We start from the raw sequence: 19,075 nt of genomic DNA on the forward strand, positions 1-19,075 counted from the left end.
TTTCACGGTTTTTAAGTCACTGGCAGTTAACATATTCCTGGGGGATAAATGAGCGCGGGAAGCCCAAAATTCACCGTTAGTCGCGTTGCGGCTTTATCACTGGTTTCACTTTGGCTGGCAGGATGCACGACGACCAGCAATGCGCCTGCTCCGGTCAGTTCCGTGGGCGGCTCTTCGTCCAGTACCGATTCCGGAATGTTAATTACGCCTCCGTCGTCTATGAGCACCACGACTCAGACGGCACCGCAGCCGCAGCCGGTACAAACCGCGCCGGTTCAGACCGCACCCGCTCAGCCGCAAATTCAGTCCGCTCAGCCGGTCGCAACGGCGCAGCCAACAGCTGCCGAGCCAACTGTCCAGATTGTGGATGGTCATGCTGTCTACAACCGCAAATACGGTGACATTCCAAAAGGAAGCTACGCCGGTGGCAGCACCTATACCGTGAAGCGCGGCGACACGCTGTTCTATATTGCATGGGTTACCGGGAACGATTTCCGCGACCTGGCGCAGCGTAACAACGTCGCTGCCCCGTACGGTCTGAATGTCGGTCAGGTTCTGCAGGTGGGCAATGCTTCCGGGCAACCGATCACAGGGAACAACGCCGTAGCACAGGCTAGCGAACAGGCCAGCACCGCCTCGCCTGGAATAGTCTCAAATCCTGCACAAAATTCCTCCGCAGTGGTTGCGTCTCAACCAACAATTACGTATTCTGAGGATTCAGGTGAACAAAGTGCTAACAAAATGTTGCCTAATAATCAGCCTGCGACTACGGTCACAGCGCCTGTTACGGCACCTGTTGCGAGCACTGCCCAACCAACTGCAAGCAGTACGTCTACCAGTTCGCCAATCTCCTCCTGGCGCTGGCCGACTGACGGCAAAATCATCGAAAACTTTAGTGGCGGCGATGGCGGCAACAAAGGTATCGATATTGCAGGCAGTAAAGGACAGGCTATCGTCGCGACCGGAGATGGACGCGTCGTTTATGCCGGTAACGCACTGCGCGGTTACGGTAATCTTATTATCATCAAACACAACGATGATTACCTGAGCGCCTACGCCCATAACGATACAATGCTGGTCCGGGAACAACAAGAAGTGAAGGCGGGGCAGAAAATCGCTACCATGGGTAGCACCGGAACCAGTTCAACACGCTTGCATTTTGAAATTCGTTACAAGGGGAAATCCGTCAACCCGCTGCAGTATTTGCCGCAGCGATAATTTGGCGAAACAACCGTGAGGTGTGTTTCGTCCAGGGATCACGGGTAGGAGCCACCTTATGAGTCAGAATACGCTGAAAGTTCATGATTTAAATGAAGACGCGGAATTTGATGAGAACGGAACAGAGTCTTTCGATGAGAAAGTCTTAGTAGAAGAGGAACCCAGTGATAATGAAGTAGCTGAGGAAGAGCTATTATCGCAGGGTGCCACACAGCGTGTGCTGGATGCGACTCAGCTTTACCTTGGGGAGATTGGTTACTCCCCACTGTTAACAGCCGAAGAAGAAGTTTATTTCGCACGACGTGCGTTGCGTGGTGACGTAGCGTCCCGCCGCCGGATGATTGAAAGTAACCTGCGTCTGGTGGTTAAAATTGCTCGCCGTTACAGCAATCGTGGTCTGGCTTTGCTGGATCTGATTGAAGAGGGCAATCTGGGGCTGATTCGTGCTGTCGAAAAATTCGACCCAGAGCGCGGATTCCGTTTCTCGACCTATGCAACCTGGTGGATTCGTCAGACCATCGAACGGGCAATCATGAACCAAACCCGTACGATTCGTCTGCCAATCCATATCGTCAAAGAGCTTAACGTTTATCTGCGTACCGCGCGTGAGTTATCCCACAAGTTGGATCACGAGCCAAGTGCAGAAGAGATTGCTGAGCAGCTGGACAAACCGGTTGATGACGTAAGCCGTATGCTTCGTCTCAACGAGCGCATCACCTCGGTCGACACCCCACTCGGTGGCGATTCCGAAAAAGCGCTGCTGGACATCCTGGCCGATGAAAAAGATAACGGCCCGGAAGACACCACGCAGGACGATGACATGAAACAAAGCATCGTCAAATGGCTGTTCGAACTGAACGCCAAACAGCGTGAAGTGCTGGCACGTCGTTTCGGTTTACTGGGGTATGAAGCGGCAACGCTGGAAGATGTCGGCCGTGAGATTGGCCTGACTCGTGAACGCGTTCGCCAGATTCAGGTCGAAGGTCTACGTCGCCTGCGTGAAATTCTGCAGGGACAAGGTCTGAACATCGAAGCGCTGTTCCGCGAATAAAACCGTCCGCGAGAAAATCAGTTTCTATCCAGAAAGGTCCGTCGTTACGACGGGCCTTTTTCTTTTCTGTTTCGGCTATGCCTGCGCAGTCTCGTGCAGGTGACGCCAGATAATCTTCTCTCCCTGCCGTTGAAATATCACCGTTGACCAGCGCGTCGTGGTCGCTTGCCCTGGCAGGGTTTGCTTTTCTGTATAACGCAGTGCGGCACCCTCCGGCCATTCAGCCAGCAACTCAATGTCCTCGACTACAATTTTTAGCCCGGCTCGTTTCCCGCCCTGCGTCTGAAATAACTGGCAAAGGGCGGCATAGTCAAGGCTGGCCCCGCCGGGTGTCACCATCGTAAAGTCGTGGCTAAAACGGGAGAGCAGGGCCTCGATATCTCCCTCACTCCGGCCCAGCCAGTCTTCAATAGCGATATGGGCATCAATGATTTCGTTTATCCAGGGATTCATGGTTTTTCCTTTTGCAGGTGAAAAATAACATTGTGATTATCGAGCCGCAGCGCACTGAATAATGGCAGCAGGGTGATTCCGGCGGCGACAAAAAAGGTCCAGCGCCAGGCGTCGGCTGACGACAGCAGTGGCTGCAAAGCACTTAATAGCCCGGCCAGCAGCGTCGCGCCAATCAAGAAACTCAACTGGCGATTAATATTCCACAGCGCGCTGGCATCCGGCATAGTGTGCCGGCTGATATTGATAAAGGCGCTGCTCTGCGCGGTACTGCTGCACAGGCTGCCCCCCGCGCCCATCAAGGCAAAAATAACGACCAGCAAACCGTGTGGCATAGCGGGCGTGACGACGGTCAGACAGATAATCCCCATCGCCTGGAGCAGGCAACCAACGATAATGAGCGGGCGCGGGCCGAGGCGATTAAAGTATTTACCGGTAAACGAAATCGCCACAAACGACGCTATCGACCAGGGCAGCATTAACCCACCCGCAGCGGCAGGGGACATCTGTGAGACGGTCTGCAAATAAAACATGCCGATGATGCTGACGCCGATAAACATGCCCGGTACACAAAGATAGACCAGCATCGCAAAGCGCAGCAGCGGGTCTCGCAGTAATGAGAGATGCAGAAAGCGACCTGATTCTGCTGGCGCCAGCTCGTCTTTCAGCCACAGCCAGGCGAGCATTAGCGTCACCAGCGCCACGGGCAGCGTCGCAAAGAAAATCCAGCGCCAGCTGAGTGACTGCACCAATATCCCACCTAGTGCGGGGGAAAATGCCGGGGCCAGTAACGCGACCAGCATCACGGCAGCAGAGATTTTGGCCCGCTCATGGGGTTTGAACTGCTGCCAGGTTAGCGCCTGTCCGACAGGGATCAGCAAACCCCCGCCCAAACCCTGGATCACTCGCCAGGTTATCAGTCCTGAGAGTGACTGCGAAAAGCCCGCCGCCGTTGCGGCAAAGGCGAAAATGACCAGTGACAAAATAAACAACCGGCGAGCACCAAGCACGCGAGTCAGTCGGGCGCTGAAAGGGATAATCAGTGTCAGCCCGACAATGTAACCGTTGCTGACCCACGCCAGCGCTGACGCAGAGGTGTTTAACGTCGTGGCCATTGCCGGGAAGGCGACGCTGGCGATAAACATGTTGATGAGGTCGAGAAAAAAGCCCAGCAGATACACCGTGGCAACTTTGTTGCGATACGTCATTCGTTATCCTCCAGAAGGAGCGCTACTGTAGCGATGTCTGGTAAGGGGATAAACGGCGTAAACGACGATATACTGTCAAAATAATTTTGACAGTAATACGGATAAGTATGCTCAATTTACAACGCGTCACGCTGTTTGCGGCAGTCGTCGACACCGGCAGTTTTACCGCCGCGGCAGCCGCGATGGGGCTGACCAAAGCGGTCGTCAGTTTCAACGTTCGGCAGCTGGAGAATGAGCTTGGCGTCACCCTCCTGTTGCGCTCCACTCGACGGCTGACGCTCACGGAAGCGGGCAGCGTCTTTTATCAACGCGGTGTTGAATTGCTGAAAGCGGCAGAAAATTTGCAGGATGATGTGCGGGGCAGCCACCTGGGATTAAGCGGTGAACTGCGGATTACCAGCACGCCTGAATATGGCTCGCGAGTGGTAATCCCGGCACTGGCGCAGTTCAGTCAGCTGCATCCGGCCCTTCGAGTGCGACACGTGGCGTCGTCACATCATGCAGATTTAATTTCAGAGCGTTTTGATGTCGCTGTCCGCCTCGGCGCCCTGGCGGATTCGCACTATCGCGCGGCGCAGATTTCCCGGTTCTCGATTGTGCCTGTTGCATCCCCGGCGTGGTTGTCGAAGAACCCGGTCACTTCGCTTAAAGCACTTGCTCAGGCTGAGTGGATTATTCATGAGCGTGTGCAAAATGCACTTTCGTGGCAGTTGAAGGATGCTCACGGCAAAAATGTGTCTCTGGAAATAGAAAAGAGCGCCCGATTGTCGGCCGACAGTGCACAGGCGCTGCTGGCTTTTACGCTTGCCGGATGCGGTGTGGCGCTGTTACCGGAATGGCTGGTGCAAACGGAACTGGCAGAAAAACGGCTGGTACAGATTTTACCGAATTATCATTTTCCAACGCAGGGGATTTACGCCGTGTATCCAGATGCCCGGCATGTGTCGGCGAAAGTGCGGGCGTTTATCGATTTCCTGCGCGAAAGCGTGGGCGAATAAAAAAGCCGAAAGCATTACGCTTTCGGCTGTTGTGGTGGCCTCGGTATCGACCGTCTGTACTATGAGGCGTTACACCAGACTTTTCAGGCGGTAAATCCACTCCAGCGCCTGACGCGGAGAGAGTGAATCCGGGTCGAGATTCTCCAGCGCTTCAACGGCGGGCGACGTTTCTTCCGGCGCTGAAAGCAGTGACATCTGCGTGCCGTCGACCTGAGTCGCACCCGCACTTGGCGACAGGCTTTCCAGCTCGCGCAGTTTCTGGCGCGCACGCTTAATCACTTCTTTCGGTACGCCAGCCAGCGCGGCAACGGCTAAGCCATAACTCTTGCTGGCTGCGCCATCCTGCACGCTGTGCATAAAGGCAATGGTATCGCCGTGTTCCAGCGCGTCGAGATGAACGTTGGCGACGCCTTCCATTTTCTCCGGCAGTTGCGTCAGCTCGAAGTAGTGGGTGGCAAACAGCGTCATGGCTTTGATGCGATTGGCCAGGCTTTCGGCACACGCCCACGCCAGCGACAGCCCGTCGTAGGTCGAGGTGCCACGACCAATTTCATCCATCAGAACCAGGCTTTGCTCGGTGGCGTTATGCAAAATATTGGCGGTTTCTGTCATTTCGACCATGAACGTCGAGCGACCACTGGCCAGATCGTCCGCCGCGCCAACGCGAGTGAAGATCCGGTCGATAGGGCCTATTTCCACTTTCTGCGCCGGAACGTAGCTGCCAATGTAGGCCAGCAAGGCAATCAGCGCAGTCTGGCGCATATAGGTACTTTTACCGCCCATGTTAGGACCGGTAATGATCAGCATTCGACGCTGCGGAGACAACGTCAGCGGGTTGGCAATAAACGGCTCATTCAGCACTTGCTCGACTACCGGGTGACGACCTTCAGTGATACGAATACCTGGCTTATCGGTGAAGGTTGGACAGCTATAATTCAGGGTATATGCCCGCTCGGCCAGGTTTACCAGCACGTCGAGTTCAGCCAGTGCCGCGGCGCTCTGTTGCAGGTCCGCCAGATGAGGCAGTAGCAGGTCGAATAGTTCGTCGTACATCTGTTTTTCGAGCGCCAGGGCTTTGCCTTTCGACGTCAGAACTTTGTCTTCGTACTCTTTCAGTTCCGGAATGATGTAGCGTTCAGCGTTTTTCAGCGTCTGGCGGCGAACGTAATGAATAGGCGCCATATGACTTTGGCCACGGCTGATCTGGATGTAGTACCCGTGCACGGCGTTGTAACCGACTTTCAGGGTATCCAGGCCCAGACGTTCGCGCTCGCGGATTTCAAGCTTATCGAGATAGTCGGTTGCGCCATCGGCCAGTGCCCGCCACTCGTCGAGTTCGGTGTTATAACCCGGTGCAATGACGCCACCGTCGCGGACCAGCACCGGTGGGGCATCGATGATTGCGCGTTCAAGCAGTTCGCGCAGTTCGGTAAATTCGCCCATCGTTTCGCGCAGTTTTTGAACGGGTGCGCTATCGACCTTCGCAAGCTGTTCGCGTAACTCAGGAAGTTGCTGGAAGGCGTGGCGCATTCTCGCGAGATCGCGTGGGCGTGCAGTGCGTAGTGCCAGACGCGCCAGAATACGTTCCAGATCGCCAACCTGGCGCAGCACCGGCTGCAATTCATCGCAGCGATCCTGCAACGCGCCCAGCGTTTGCTGACGTTCGGTCAACACCTGCGTATCGCGAACCGGCATATGCAGCCAGCGCTTCAGCATACGGCTGCCCATAGGCGTGACAGTTCGGTCGAGTACTGCAGCAAGTGTATTTTCGAGACCGCCCGCCAGGTTCTGGGTTATCTCCAGATTACGACGGGTGGCTGCATCCATAATGATGCTGTCTTGCTGGCGTTCCATGGTGATAGAGCGAATATGCGGCAGGGACGTGCGCTGCGTATCTTTGACGTATTGCAGCAAACAGCCCGCCGCACACAGGCCGCGTGGCGCATTTTCCACGCCAAAGCCAACCAGGTCGCGAGTACCAAACTGCATATTCAACTGCTGGCGTGCGGTGTCAATTTCGAACTCCCACAGCGGGCGACGACGAAGCCCGCGGCGGCCTTCTATCAGCGCCGTTTCAGCGAAGTCTTCGGCGTACAGCAGCTCGGCCGGGTTGGTGCGCTGCAGCTCGGCGGCCATGGTTTCGCGGTCTGCTGGTTCACTCAGGCGAAAACGCCCGGAGCTGATATCCAGCGTGGCGAAGCCGTAGCCTTTCGCGTCCTGCCAGATGGCGGCCAGCAGGTTATCTTGACGCTCCTGCAACAGCGCCTCATCACTGATAGTGCCTGGCGTCACGATGCGCACGACTTTACGCTCTACGGGACCTTTGCTGGTCGCCGGGTCGCCAACCTGCTCACAGATGGCAGCGGATTCACCCAGATTAACCAGCTTAGCAAGATAGTTTTCGACCGCATGGTACGGCACGCCCGCCATTGGGATCGGCTCGCCCGCTGACGCGCCGCGTTTGGTCAGCGAAATATCAAGCAGCTGAGAAGCGCGTTTGGCGTCGTCATAAAACAACTCGTAAAAATCGCCCATACGGTAAAACAGCAGAATTTCCGGATGCTGTGCTTTCAGCTTCAGGTACTGCTGCATCATCGGCGTGTGGGCTTCGAAATTTTCAAGTGTGGTCATGGAGTTATGATGTCCATTTCGTTGAAAAACAAGTGTATTCAGGCATTTTTCATGCGCATAAGATGGCGCTATTGTCGCATGAACGGTGGCTTTCTCGCAGTAAAAACTGCGTTGACAGCGGGCCTGAAATTTCAACAAAAAATGACCTGTTTCAGGCCTCAATTGGCCGTGTGATGGCTGAAGACTCTGGCTTCAGAATCAGCTGTCCGTGCTGCACGCTCACGGAGACATTTACCCCGGTAGGGAATCCTGCCTCCTCGAGCCAGTTACCGCTAAGCACCAGGCTTGGATGACAACTGTAATGACGTGTACGCCCGGTTTTTGGATCCTGATGGCGCTTTCTGACGTAGCTCACTTTGATCTGACGCGCTGTTTTTACTGCATTTACCACTAATGCGTTGGGAAGATTCATCGCCATTCACTCCTTTGCCGTCTGTGGCGCAGTATAAAAAGAACGTGAAACCAGTCCAGCATCTTGATGGGGGAAAAATGCAAAGTGCGTGCTGTCTTCCTGAGAAATTGAAACGGTACGGTCGTTTCATGGATTACTGGATACCAGCTCGGAAAACGCGCGACGCGCCCGGACGCATTTCGCCAGTGCCAGAGCAAGGATGGCGATCGCCAGCCCGAGTGACAACGAAAACCACAGCGTACCTTCTATGCCTGCGTGGCTGCCCAACCATGCCCAGGCAAAGGGGGACGCGGCTGCCAGCAACTGGCCGGGGATCAGCAGCAAACCGGTGCGTTCGGCGTACTGTTCCGGGTTGAAGAGTTGCAATGGCAGAGTGGCTTTCACCACCGTCATCAGCCCGTTGACCGCACCGTATCCGAGGGCAAACCCCGCAATAGCAGCAGGTGCAACCTTGGCGGTCAACGCGAGCAGAAAGCACAGCGGGATCAGTAACGACGTTATGACCGCCAGTCGAGCGGGCGTCAGGCGCTGGCCTGAGAGAACATCGAGCAGCCGTGCCCCCGTCTGACCCACGCCCCACAGCATTCCTACGGTGACGGGAAGTCCGAAGTTAGCGATGAGTTCCGGCAGGTGCGTTGACGTTCCGTTCGAGACAAAGGTCATTAGCGCGATAAACAGGGCATAGAGGATGCCGGGTAAACGGGCCGTTGTATCCCGGGAGGCGGGGTTTGCTTGAATCTTTCGCGGTGACAGGCGATTGGGGATTGCCCGCACTAACCCCGCGTTGAGCAATCCTACGCAGGCATAGATAAACAGGGCCGTATGCCAGGAGACCCATTCCAGCAACAGGGTTCCCAGCGGCCAGAACACGACCGAGGCCAGGCCGCCAAGCAGTGCGACCTGAGAAATCACCCGGCGCGCAGCGGGTCCATAAAGGCCGACTAATACTGCGAACAGAGCGTCATATAGCGACAAACGCATCCCAACTCCGATAACGCTCCAGCCCGTAATCCATAAAATTTTGGTCGCAGAAAGCGAGAGCATAAAACACCCACAGGCGATGAGCAGCGTGCCGGTTAGTACCAGGCGCTGATCCCCAAACAGCGCCAGCAGCCTGGCGGTGAAAGGGGAGATAGCTGCCATGATCAGCATCGCCAGCGTTAACCCTCCGTATATGAATGAAGGCGACCAGCCGGTGGTGAGCGTGATGGCGTGGGCAAAGGTGCCCGGCATATAAAAGGAGATGCCCCAGTTGATGAGCTGGCTCAGCCCAGCACAGGTCGTCACTTGTCGAGTGGGCGTCAGATAATCGCTGGTCATTGTTTTCTCTCAATGTTATTACAAAGGCACCCAGCCTATGCCGCTCACTCGTAAGGTGGCAGGGGCGTAACCTGATGCAGCGTATGAGAAAAACTTTGAGATGACGTCCCTCAATTTGAGTCACTTAACCACTTTTCGTCTGGTTGTCGGGCGTGGAAGTTTTTCCGCCGCCGCCGATGCGCTGGGCCTGTCGCAGCCTGCGGTCAGTCTGCAAATCCGACAGCTTGAACAAGCGCTGCGCGCCAGGCTGGTTGAAAGGACCGGACGCGGCGTGACGGCAACTGCGGCGGGCCTCGTATTACTGGCTCAAAGTGAGAGAATTTCGCAGGCCGTTGAGGATGCGGTGCGGGCAGTGAGTGAGGTTTCGCAGGAGGTGAGCGGCCAGGTGCGAATTGGCACCGGCGCGACGGCGTGTATTCATCTGCTGCCTCCCGCGCTGCAATATCTGCGTGAGACCTACCCTTCGCTGCAGGTTGGTGTCACGACGGGAAACACGGTCGATATTGTGCGGGCGGTGGAAGAGAATCGCCTCGATCTGGGATTGGTCACGCTGCCTGTTAGCAGTCGTCAGTTGGTGATTAACTGCTGCCGGGAAGAGGAATTTGTGTTTATCTGCCGCGCGGGCGAGGGGAAGATGCCATTCACACCTGACAGCCTGCATACCTTACCGTTGATTGCTTTCGAAGAAGGCAGTGGAACGCGTTTGCTCATCGATAGCTGGTTTTCTGCCAGCGGTCTGGCGATATCACCGGTGATGGAATCGGGCAGTATTGAGGCAATCAAACGGCTGGTGAGGGCAGGGCTTGGGGTGAGTATTGTGCCGCAGATGGCGGTTGCGAGTGCATTCGACAGCGAAGGATTAGAGGTTCATTCGCTGATGCCTGTTCTGCATCGCCAGCTGGCATTCGTGATGCGCCCGGACAAAATTCTCAGCAGAGGAATGGCGGAAGTGATACGTCTGTTGTCGTAAAAGATGAAAAAACCCCGGTGATGTTCTGACATTACCGGGGTTTTCTTTATGCGTTTTCAGTAATACGGCGGGCGGTTTCGTAGTGAGCTTGCCAGTAATTATTGGCAAGACTTGAAACAGTGACCCCTTTTATTTTCGACGCATGGATAAATTCATTATTTCCCACATACACGCCGACATGTCGGGTCGATTTTGACGTTTTGAAAAATACGAGGTCACCGGGCTTTAATTCACCCTGAGCGATATGATAACCATTATGAATTTGCTGGCTCGTCGTGCGCGGCAGATTCATGTTCATCGAACCGTGAATAATCGCCTGCATCAGCGCGGAACAGTCGATTCCACTATGTGAGCTACCGCCCCAGTGATAACGCGTACCCTTCCATTGAGAATATTCAGCAAGAATTTTTGATTTTATATTGTTTGACTGCGGGGCTGAAACTTTAGTGGTAATACTACTTTCTTTCAGAGTGGTAAAACTGGTTGGCAGATTAAAAGCACAAGCATGACCAGCAATGATGGTGGTGGCACACAGCACCATTGCAGGGAATAATTTAGATAAATTCATAAATGAGAAAGTCTTTAATAAAGAGCGAAAAAATCCTTACGAATAAATGACCGGACTCCTCCCGGAAGGTGAGCAAATAATATACTGCGCTCATTTTTTGTCCAGATGTTGTGCGGTCTCATTTTGGACTGAGATCGGCGGTGTGGCTGGAATCGCTGATTTTTAAAGGGTATTATTGATGCAACTTATGATTCGGGGAAGCATGATGGACAGTCGTATTCGCAGAGAAAAGCTCACTATCGGCCGGATGATTGCGCTCTATGCAAAACGCTGTCCGCAGGCTACTTCAGCGCCAGAGCACTATGCGGCTCTCAATGCCTATGCCGAAAAGCGGCTCGACAAATGTGTCTTTGGTGAAGACAAACCGGCCTGTAAACAATGCCCGGTGCATTGCTATCAGCCCGCTAAGCGGGAAGAGATGAAGCAGATTATGCGCTGGGCGGGGCCGCGAATGCTGTGGCGGCATCCGCTGCTGACGGTGTTGCATTTGATTGATGATAAGCGCGCGGTACCTGAGCTCCCGGAAAAATATCGACCGAAGAAATAGTGAGCTCGCGGAATTTCACTCAGCGTCGGCATCTGGATAAGTAAGACATTCAGGCGATAATATTGTTCATGGCAATCAATTGATTATTCCATTTCGTATTTGAAATGTGAATGGTTCTTACTTTATTGCCACTTAACCTCTTTACATCATTCATCGTTTCAGTCTGTTTAGGAAAATCTCAGCGCGGTGGGATGCAGCTGCAATGCTATTTGAGATCATTATTTTTGGGCTGCGTGCAATATAAGATACCCCTCTTAGGATTATTCATTCTTATCAATGGGTAGTTTGCTCATTCAGACCCTTTTTATTGGGAGGAAAGCGTGTCCAACGTATTACTGTGTGTCGGCAACAGCATGATGGGTGACGACGGCGCTGGGCCGCTGCTCGCGGAAATGTGTGCCACAGCGCCAAAAGGAGACTGGCTGGTGCTTGACGGCGGCAGCGCGCCGGAAAGGGAAGTGGCGGCGATCCGCGAAATGAAGCCGAAGCGCTTGTTAATTGTCGATGCTAGCGACATGGGGCTGGATCCCGGTGAGATACGTATTGTCGATCCTGATGATATTGCTGAGATGTTTCTGATGACCACCCACAATATGCCGATCAACTGTCTGATAGAACAGTTGAAAGAGGATGCGGGCGAAGTGATTTTCCTCGGCATTCAGCCAGATATTGTCGGCTTCTATTATCCGATGACTGAGAAAGTGAAAGCGGCGACGGAAGTGGTGTATCAGCGGCTGGAAGGGTGGGTCGGTTACGGCGGGTTTGAGCGGTTGTAGGGAAATACCCGGTGGGCGTAGGCCCGGTAAGCGTTAGCGCCACCGGGCAATAGTGTTACGCCAAATCTTCCCCGTTACTCGCGATCACTTTCTTATACCACCAGAACGATTTCTTGCGCGAACGCGCCAGCGTGCCGTTCCCGGCATCGTCGCGGTCGACATACACGAATCCGTAGCGTTTGCTCATCTCGCCGGTCGACGCCGCCACCAGATCGATACAGCCCCAAGTGGTGTAACCCATCACCGGAATACCGTCATCAATGGCATCGCCCATCGCTTGAATGTGCTCGCGCAAATAGCTGATGCGATAGTCATCGTTAATTTCACCGTTAGCTTCCACCACGTCTTTTGCGCCAAGCCCGTTTTCCACGAGGAACAGCGGTTTCTGATAGCGGTCATACATCATGTTCATGGTGATGCGCAGGCCCAGCGGGTCAATACCCCAGCCCCATTCGCTGGCTTTGATGTGCGGGTTTTTCAGCGACTTGACGATGTTGGCCGCGTTGGTGTTATTGCTGTTCATATCCGCAGAGGCGCAGCGTGATGCGTAATAGCTGAACGACACAAAATCGACGGTGTTCTTCAGGATTTCATCATCGCCCGGTGCTTTCTCGATAGTCACGCCTTTCTCGCGGAACACGCGGGCAGAATAGGCTGGATACGCGCCACGCGCCTGGACATCGATAAAGAACAGGTTTTCGCGGTCCTTCTCAAGCGCCATCCACACGTCTTCCGGCTTGCAGGAATACGGATAGAAGTTGCCGCCCGCCAGCATACAGCCGACCTGGTTCTGCGGGTTCACCTCATGGGCGATTTTGGTTGCCAGTGCGCTGGCAATCAGCTCATGGTGAGCAGCCTGATATTTCACCTGCTCCTGATTCTCACCTTCTTCAAACACCAGCCCGGCCCCGGAATACGGGCTGTGTAGCATGATGTTAATTTCATTGAAGGTCAGCCAGTATTTCACCAGACCGTCGAAGGCTTCAAAACAGGTGCGGGCGTAGCGGGTAAAGAATTCCACCATTTTACGGTTACGCCACGAACCGTATTCCACCACGAGGTGCATCGGTACGTCGAAATGGCACAGGGTCACCAGCGGCTCAATGTTGTATTTTTTGCACTCGGTGAACAGGTCGCGGTAGAACGCGATGCCCTCTTCGTTTGGCGTTAATTCGTCGCCGTTCGGATACAGACGCGCCCAGGCAATCGAGGTGCGGAACACCGTGAAGCCCATCTCCGCCATCAGCGCGATATCTTCTTTATAGCGATGGTAAAAATCGATCGCCTGGTGGCTCGGATAGTATTCGTCCTCGCGTAAGGTGAAGCGCTTGTCGAGCCCCAGTTTGACCGGCATACGGTTGGCACCGTGCGGGATAGTGTCGACGGTGGTCAGGCCTTTTCCGCCCTCCAGATACGCGCCTTCAGACTGGTTAGCGGCCAGAGCGCCGCCCCATAAAAATCCTTTCGGAAACATGCGTTACCTCGCTTGTAAAGGTTGAACGGTTGCGGCGATGCCTTGCGCTTTGCGCGCCTGCTCGGCACCGTCGACAGCAGGGATTTCTTCCACCGGAATATCTTCAAAGCCCAGCAGCAGCGTCAGCACGAAGGAGAGCACCACTGCCAGCGCCATCACGCCGAACACCCAGACGATGGTCATCGGATTGGCCGGGTCAAAGAACTGGACGCTTGTAAACAGCCCTGGCGCGGCCATCGAATGACTTGCCAGCCCGGCGATACCTGCAATGGCACCGCAGATGAAACCGCTGATCAGGCTCGCAATCAATGGACGTTTCAGGCGAATCGCCACGCCGTACAGTGCCGGTTCTGAAATACCCGCGAGGATAGCGGAAGCCGCTGCGGCCAGCGCCGTCTGACGCAGTTCCGGGTTTTTGGTTTTCCACGCTACCGCCAGCGATGAGCCACCGAGAGACAGGTTGGCACCAATTTCAGACGGCATTACCATCGCTTCTTTGCCGGTGGTGGCAATGGTCTGAATGATGGTTGGGGTGAATACGCGGTGCATCCCGGTCATCACCAACAACGGCCACAGTGCGCCCATAATCGCCACCGAAAGCCAGCCAAGGTAGCCATGAACGGTGTACACCACGGCGGAAATGCCACTGCCGATCCAGATGCCAATCGGGCCAATCAACAGGATAGCCAGCGGAGCGGCAATCAACACAATCAGCATCGGCTTGAGGAAGTTTTTTGTGACCGCAGGCGTGATTTTGTCGACCCAGACCTCGATATAGGACAGGCACCAGGTCATCACCAGCGCTGGAATCACCGTGTAGGTATATTTCACCGCCGTCACCGGAATGAATGCGAACTCCACGTGCTCGCCCTGCGCGGCTTTCGCCATCAGCTCAATAAAGCTCGGATGCACCAGTACGCCTGCAATGGCAATCGCCAGCGACATATTGGTTTTGAATTTCACCGCGGCAGATGCGGCGACCATCAGCGGCAGGAAGAAGAATGCGCCATCGCCAATCACCGTCAGAATAGTCAACGTCGGCGCGCCTTTGGGCAGCACACCGGACATCTCCAGCACCATCGCCAGCAGTTTCACCATCGAACCGCCGATGATCGCCGGGATCAGCGGCGACATGGTGCCGATCAGTGCATCCAGAATGCCCGCGCCGATTCGACGCAGGGTCAATTTCTGTGGCCCTTGTTCCATGGCGGGTTGCAGGTTACCCGGCAGAAGATTCATCACTTCTTTGTAGGCCTGAGAAACGGTGTTGCCGATGATCACCTGGCACTGGTTATCGCTGCGTACCAAGCCGAGTACGCCTTTGAGGGCTTTCAGCGTTGCGGCATCGGCGAGAGTCGGGTCGTTAAGCACAAAACGCAGTCGCGTCATGCAGTGGGTCGCGGCGGTGATGTTGTTAGCGCCGCCCAGTGCGGCCACCACATCACGGGCCAGTGCGGCATAATTTTTCGACATCGGATCAATCCATCTTATTGTGATTAAAATTTGTGTAGGAAACCGGTTCCACAAAATCATGAAGAGATCGGATTGGTGAAACAAGAGAGAGGTGGGATCTATTTTGTTTTCGTGAAGTTGATCACTTCAAATCGTCATTGCTGAAAATCGGCTTAGGCTGAAGTACACTGCCAGCACTTTTTTCAGACGGATGAGTAACATGGCAACGATGCTGGAAGTGGCGAAGCGCGCTGGCGTGTCGAAAGCCACCGTATCCCGCGTGCTGTCGGGTAATGGCTACGTCAGCCAGGAAACCAAAGACCGCGTGTATCAGGCGATCGGCGAAAGCGGGTATCGCCCGAATTTGCTGGCGCGCAATCTGGCAACCAAAAAAAGCCAGACGCTGGGCCTGGTGGTTACGAACACCCTGTATCACGGCGTCTACTTCAGCGAGCTGCTGTTTCACGCCGCGCGTCTGACTGAAGATCAGGGCCGGCAGCTGATCCTGGCCGACGGAAAACACAGCGCGGAAGAGGAGCGGGCGGCGATCCAGTATCTGCTCGATCTGCGCTGTGACGCGATCATCATCTACCCGCGCTTTCTGACGCCGGATGAGATGGACGCGATCATCCACGATCACGAGCGGCCGATTATGGTGTTGAATCGACGGTTGCGCGGCAACGCCAGCCACTGCGTGTGGTCGGATCAAAAAGCCTCCAGCCAGGCGGCAGTTGAGCGGCTGATTGCGATGGGCCATCGCGATATCGCGTTCATTACCGGCTCGCTGGATTCACCGACGGGGATCGAACGCCTCGCGGGCTACAAAGCGGCACTAGAGCACAACGACATTCCGGTGAGAGACGCGTGGATTGCAGAAGGTAAATGGACCCCAGCCACCGGTGCGACAGGCGTCGAAGCGCTGTTAGCGCGCGGGATTCCGTTCACTGCACTGGTGGCGAGCAACGACGACATGGCTATCGGGGCCATCAAGCAGCTCAATACCGCGGGATGGCGCGTGCCGGAGCAGGTGTCGGTGATTGGCTTTGACGATATTGCTCTTGCGCCTTATATCGTTCCGGCCCTGTCGAGCGTCAAAATCCCGGTCACTGAAATGATTGAAGAAACCATTAACCGCTTGATGTGTATGCTCGACGGCGGTGAATTTCATCTACAACAATCCTTCCCCGGCGAGCTAATGCTGCGTGATTCCGTCATCTCTGGGCCCCACGCCTGACGCCTTTCATCTGTTGTCGTCATTAATGTCGATGACAGATGTCTAACGTCCTAATTCCTTGATAAAAAGTCATTTTAATAATGGTGCGGAAGGCGTGCTAATGCACTTCGTTGGTGCAGAAGACGGCTTTGCTGTGCAGCTTCAGGTGCATTGCCCCTTTTTGGTGCGCATCGACGCCCTGGAAAACGCGCCCGACGAAGCCGCTGGCGGTGATGCTGCCTCAGGATAATTTCCTGTCGAAACAGGCACAAAAATTGCTTAACACTCCGGTGTCTCCGGCCGTTCTGGAGGCGAAAAACGCGCTCGACGGCCTGGGCTAAGTGATCGCGCCCGTTTTATCTGTCTGGTTTTACACTTTTCTTTCCGCAATGTTTGCCTGCAGACGACGGCGGAATTTCATATGGGCAGGCGGCGATTGCCGCAGCCCGCCTCCAGGAGGAAGGGAACGGATGATGCTGATGAGGCTTTTACGCCAACAGCCGCGCGCAGCACTACTGGTTTTCGTGCTGATGATGGCCAATCTACTGGCGTGGTGTTGGGCGTGGCAGGTGTTTGGTGAGAGCGGGGCGCTGATGGCGGCCAGTCTGTTGGCCTGGGGCTACGGCCTGCGCCATGCGGTCGATGCCGACCATATCGCCGCGATTGATACCGTCACACGTAAAATGATGCAGCAGGGCAAACGCCCGTTTGGTGTTGGGGCGTGGTTCTCGCTCGGGCATTCCTCGATTGTGGTGCTGGCTTCGGCGGCGATTGCAGCTACTGCGACGGCATTCCAGCAACACATGAGCTGGTTTCACGACACCGGTAGCCTGATTGGCACCGCGGTGTCGTCATTATTCCTGCTGGCGATGGCCTTCATCAACCTGGTTATTCTGCGCGGTATCTGGCGCAGCTTCCGCGCGTTTAAACAGGGCAAGCCGTTCAACAGCGATCCGGTGGCTACCGGCGGGATGATGAGCTGGCTGTTCGGCAAGACGTTCCGCCTGATCGACAAAAGCTGGCACATGTATCTGGTTGGTTTTTTGTTTGGCCTCGGCTTCGATACTGCCACTGAAATTGGCGTGTTGGGGATCACCGCCGCCAGCGCATCCAGCGGGATGTCTATCTGGAGCATCATGATTTTCCCGGCGCTGTTTGCCAGCGGCATGGCGCTGGTGGATACGCTTGATAACGTGCTGATGGTCGGGGCGTACGGCTGGGCCTTCAACAAACCTCAGCGTAAGCTTTACTACAACATGACCATTACCGGCACGTCGGTCGTGGTGGCGCTGTTTATCGGTGGCCTGGAAGCGCTGGGTCTGCTGATGGATAAATTTGGCTTTAGCGGCGGGCTGTGGAACTGGGTCGGCGCGTTGAATGACAATCTCGGCAATGCCGGATTCATCGTGATTGGGCTGTTTATCGCCTGCTGGGTCGTTTCCCTGGCGGTGTACCGCTGGCGTGGGTATGACGCACTTAGCGTGTAACATCGGCTGCAAAGCGGCTGGGGCTCAAGAAAGGCGTTTAAAAATATATTTTTGGCCGGTGCCGCCTTGCGCTTTCTTATCATGTGCGGGATGTTTACCATACTTGCTCTTGCCGAATTAGCTAAATGGATGTCACATGTTGAAGCGTCGTTACCTGACCTTACTCCCGCTCTGCGTGCTGGTTGCTGCCTGCAGCAGTAAACCGAAAACCGCCGAAGCGCCGACCACGACGAATACCTCTGGCGGATTCCTGTTGGAGCCGCAGCATAATACGACCCTGATGGGCGGCGACTTCGCCAACAACGCGGCGGCGGATCAGTTCATCGATTCGATGGTCAGTAAGCATGGCTTTGACCGCCAGCAACTGCATGAAATTCTCTCTCAGGCCAAACGTCTGGATTACGTTTTGCGTCTGATGGACCGTCAGGCACCGACGGCGCAGGCTCCGACCGGGCCGAACGGCGCCTGGCTGCGCTATCGCAAACAGTTTATTACCCCGGACAACGTGCAAAACGGCGTCGCGTTCTGGAATGAACATCAGGACGCACTGACCCGCGCCTGGCAGGTGTACGGCGTTCCGCCGGAAATTATCATCGGCATTATCGGCGTTGAAACCCGCTGGGGCCGTGTGATGGGCAAAACCCGCATTCTGGATGCGCTGGCGACGCTGTCGTTCAACTATCCGCGTCGGGCGAAGTACTTCTCCGGCGAGCTGGAAACCTTCCTGTTAATGGCGCGCGATGAGCAGGACGATCCGCTGGATCTGAAAGGCTCGTTTGCCGGTGCGATGGGTTACGGCCAGTTTATGCCGTCCTCCTATAAGCAGTACGCCGTGGACTTCAACGGCGACGGTCACATCAATCTGTGGGATCCGGACGATGCGATCGGCAGCGTAGCCAACTACTTCAAACAGCATGGCTGGGTGAAGGGCGATCAGGTTGCGGTGCCAGCTGCGGGCCAGGCGCCAGGCCTGGATAACGGTTTCAAAACGAACTACAGCGTGTCACAGCTTTCAGCCGCAGGATTATCGCCGACGCAGTCGCTGGGCGATCATCAGCAGGCGAGCCTGTTACGTCTCGACGTGGGCACCGGGTATGAGTACTGGTACGGCTTGCCGAACTTCTACACCATCACCCGCTACAACCACAGCACGCACTACGCGATGGCTGTCTGGCAGCTTGGCCAGGCAGTGGCGGCGGCGCGCGCTCAGCAGTAATCCTGCCTGTATCCCCTCCTGCGGGAGGGGAGTCTGAAATATTTCGATACAGCCTCAACGTCAGACGCAGATTTACAACTTTCG

19 protein-coding genes and 1 pseudogene are annotated in these 19,075 nt (G+C 55.2%); 11 read left to right on the top strand and 9 right to left on the bottom strand.

Annotated elements, in window-relative coordinates:
* Nucleotides 1-26: 26 nt before the first annotated feature.
* Nucleotides 27-158, bottom strand: coding sequence for a peptidase (locus A8O29_RS22685; protein WP_246316661.1), 132 nt, complete (start codon nt 156-158; stop codon nt 27-29).
* On the opposite strand from A8O29_RS22685, the gene nlpD reads away from it, so the two are divergent.
* A complete protein-coding gene (gene nlpD, locus A8O29_RS05090) occupies nt 100-1,218 on the top strand; it encodes a murein hydrolase activator NlpD (protein WP_246316662.1) in 1,119 nt (372 codons plus the stop codon). The genes A8O29_RS22685 and nlpD overlap by 59 nt on opposite strands.
* A gap of 58 nt (nt 1,219-1,276) precedes the next feature.
* Nucleotides 1,277-2,269 carry an RNA polymerase sigma factor RpoS gene (gene rpoS, locus A8O29_RS05095; RefSeq protein ID WP_110511401.1) on the top strand — a complete coding sequence of 331 codons (993 nt, stop codon included), beginning with the start codon at nt 1,277-1,279 and terminating at the stop codon, nt 2,267-2,269.
* A 75-nt stretch (nt 2,270-2,344) separates the two neighbouring features.
* On the opposite strand, the gene A8O29_RS05100 is transcribed toward rpoS, so the two are convergent.
* Together A8O29_RS05100 and A8O29_RS05105 are read right to left on the bottom strand one after the other, a co-directional pair.
* Nucleotides 2,345-2,722 (bottom strand): DUF4440 domain-containing protein, encoded by a 378-nt coding sequence (locus tag A8O29_RS05100; protein ID WP_125352065.1) that lies wholly within the window; start codon nt 2,720-2,722, stop codon nt 2,345-2,347.
* Nucleotides 2,719-3,927 carry an MFS transporter gene (locus A8O29_RS05105; RefSeq protein WP_125352063.1) on the bottom strand — a complete coding sequence of 403 codons (1,209 nt, stop codon included), beginning with the start codon at nt 3,925-3,927 and terminating at the stop codon, nt 2,719-2,721. Before A8O29_RS05105 ends, A8O29_RS05100 begins: the two co-directional genes overlap by 4 nt.
* 107 nt (nt 3,928-4,034) lie before the next feature.
* Here A8O29_RS05105 and A8O29_RS05110 point away from each other — a divergent pair, with 107 nt between their 5' ends.
* Nucleotides 4,035-4,925, top strand: a complete 891-nt coding sequence (locus tag A8O29_RS05110) for a LysR family transcriptional regulator (RefSeq protein ID WP_125352061.1) — start codon at nt 4,035-4,037, stop codon at nt 4,923-4,925.
* Nucleotides 4,926-4,994: 69 nt separating this feature from the next.
* On the opposite strand, the gene mutS is transcribed toward A8O29_RS05110, so the two are convergent.
* From mutS to A8O29_RS05125, 3 genes are all read right to left on the bottom strand, one after another.
* On the bottom strand, nt 4,995-7,556 hold the full coding sequence (mutS, locus tag A8O29_RS05115; RefSeq protein WP_125352059.1) for a DNA mismatch repair protein MutS: 2,562 nt from the start codon (nt 7,554-7,556) through the stop codon (nt 4,995-4,997).
* Between the two features lie 151 nt (nt 7,557-7,707).
* On the bottom strand, nt 7,708-7,968 hold the full coding sequence (locus A8O29_RS05120) for a SymE family type I addiction module toxin (RefSeq protein ID WP_338055814.1): 261 nt from the start codon (nt 7,966-7,968) through the stop codon (nt 7,708-7,710).
* A gap of 126 nt (nt 7,969-8,094) precedes the next feature.
* Entirely contained in the window at nt 8,095-9,288 is a 1,194-nt protein-coding gene (locus A8O29_RS05125; RefSeq protein WP_125352057.1) for an MFS transporter, read from the bottom strand.
* Between the two features lie 100 nt (nt 9,289-9,388).
* Here A8O29_RS05125 and A8O29_RS05130 point away from each other — a divergent pair, with 100 nt between their 5' ends.
* Nucleotides 9,389-10,258, top strand: coding sequence for a LysR family transcriptional regulator (locus A8O29_RS05130; RefSeq protein WP_125352056.1), 870 nt, complete (start codon nt 9,389-9,391; stop codon nt 10,256-10,258).
* Between the two features lie 46 nt (nt 10,259-10,304).
* On the opposite strand, the gene A8O29_RS05135 is transcribed toward A8O29_RS05130, so the two are convergent.
* Complete coding sequence (locus tag A8O29_RS05135) at nt 10,305-10,826, bottom strand: C40 family peptidase (protein WP_125352055.1); 522 nt, start codon at nt 10,824-10,826, stop codon at nt 10,305-10,307.
* A gap of 202 nt (nt 10,827-11,028) precedes the next feature.
* On the opposite strand from A8O29_RS05135, the gene A8O29_RS05140 reads away from it, so the two are divergent.
* The gene (locus A8O29_RS05140; RefSeq protein WP_125352132.1) at nt 11,029-11,373 is read left to right on the top strand and encodes a nitrous oxide-stimulated promoter family protein; all 345 of its coding nucleotides are present in this window, start codon (nt 11,029-11,031) and stop codon (nt 11,371-11,373) included.
* A gap of 320 nt (nt 11,374-11,693) precedes the next feature.
* On the top strand, nt 11,694-12,149 hold the full coding sequence (gene hycI / locus A8O29_RS05145; RefSeq protein WP_174081225.1) for a hydrogenase maturation peptidase HycI: 456 nt from the start codon (nt 11,694-11,696) through the stop codon (nt 12,147-12,149).
* Nucleotides 12,150-12,204: 55 nt separating this feature from the next.
* On the opposite strand, the gene A8O29_RS05150 is transcribed toward hycI, so the two are convergent.
* Both A8O29_RS05150 and ascF read right to left on the bottom strand, forming a co-directional pair.
* A complete protein-coding gene (locus A8O29_RS05150; protein WP_125352054.1) occupies nt 12,205-13,623 on the bottom strand; it encodes a 6-phospho-beta-glucosidase in 1,419 nt (472 codons plus the stop codon).
* Nucleotides 13,624-13,626: 3 nt separating this feature from the next.
* On the bottom strand, nt 13,627-15,096 hold the full coding sequence (ascF, locus tag A8O29_RS05155) for a PTS cellobiose/arbutin/salicin transporter subunit IIBC (RefSeq protein ID WP_125352053.1): 1,470 nt from the start codon (nt 15,094-15,096) through the stop codon (nt 13,627-13,629).
* Between the two features lie 199 nt (nt 15,097-15,295).
* Between ascF and A8O29_RS05160 the strand changes: the two genes are divergently transcribed.
* The 5 genes and pseudogenes from A8O29_RS05160 (at nt 15,296) to mltB (ending at nt 18,991) form a co-directional block, all read left to right on the top strand.
* The gene (locus tag A8O29_RS05160) at nt 15,296-16,309 is read left to right on the top strand and encodes a LacI family DNA-binding transcriptional regulator (RefSeq protein ID WP_125352052.1); all 1,014 of its coding nucleotides are present in this window, start codon (nt 15,296-15,298) and stop codon (nt 16,307-16,309) included.
* 100 nt (nt 16,310-16,409) lie between these two features.
* Entirely contained in the window at nt 16,410-16,538 is a 129-nt protein-coding gene (locus tag A8O29_RS22855; RefSeq protein WP_275942414.1) for a hypothetical protein, read from the top strand.
* A gap of 104 nt (nt 16,539-16,642) precedes the next feature.
* A pseudogene (locus A8O29_RS22690) lies at nt 16,643-16,762 on the top strand (hypothetical protein); the annotation flags it as partial.
* Nucleotides 16,762-17,775, top strand: coding sequence for a HoxN/HupN/NixA family nickel/cobalt transporter (locus A8O29_RS05165; protein WP_125352130.1), 1,014 nt, complete (start codon nt 16,762-16,764; stop codon nt 17,773-17,775). The pseudogene A8O29_RS22690 and the gene A8O29_RS05165, both read left to right, overlap by 1 nt.
* 136 nt (nt 17,776-17,911) lie before the next feature.
* Entirely contained in the window at nt 17,912-18,991 is a 1,080-nt protein-coding gene (mltB, locus tag A8O29_RS05170) for a lytic murein transglycosylase B (RefSeq protein WP_125352051.1), read from the top strand.
* The last annotated feature ends 84 nt before the right edge of the window (nt 18,992-19,075 follow it).

The sequence above is a fragment of the Scandinavium goeteborgense genome (genome assembly GCF_003935895.2).
In the GTDB taxonomy this organism is placed as follows: domain Bacteria; phylum Pseudomonadota; class Gammaproteobacteria; order Enterobacterales; family Enterobacteriaceae; genus Scandinavium; species Scandinavium goeteborgense.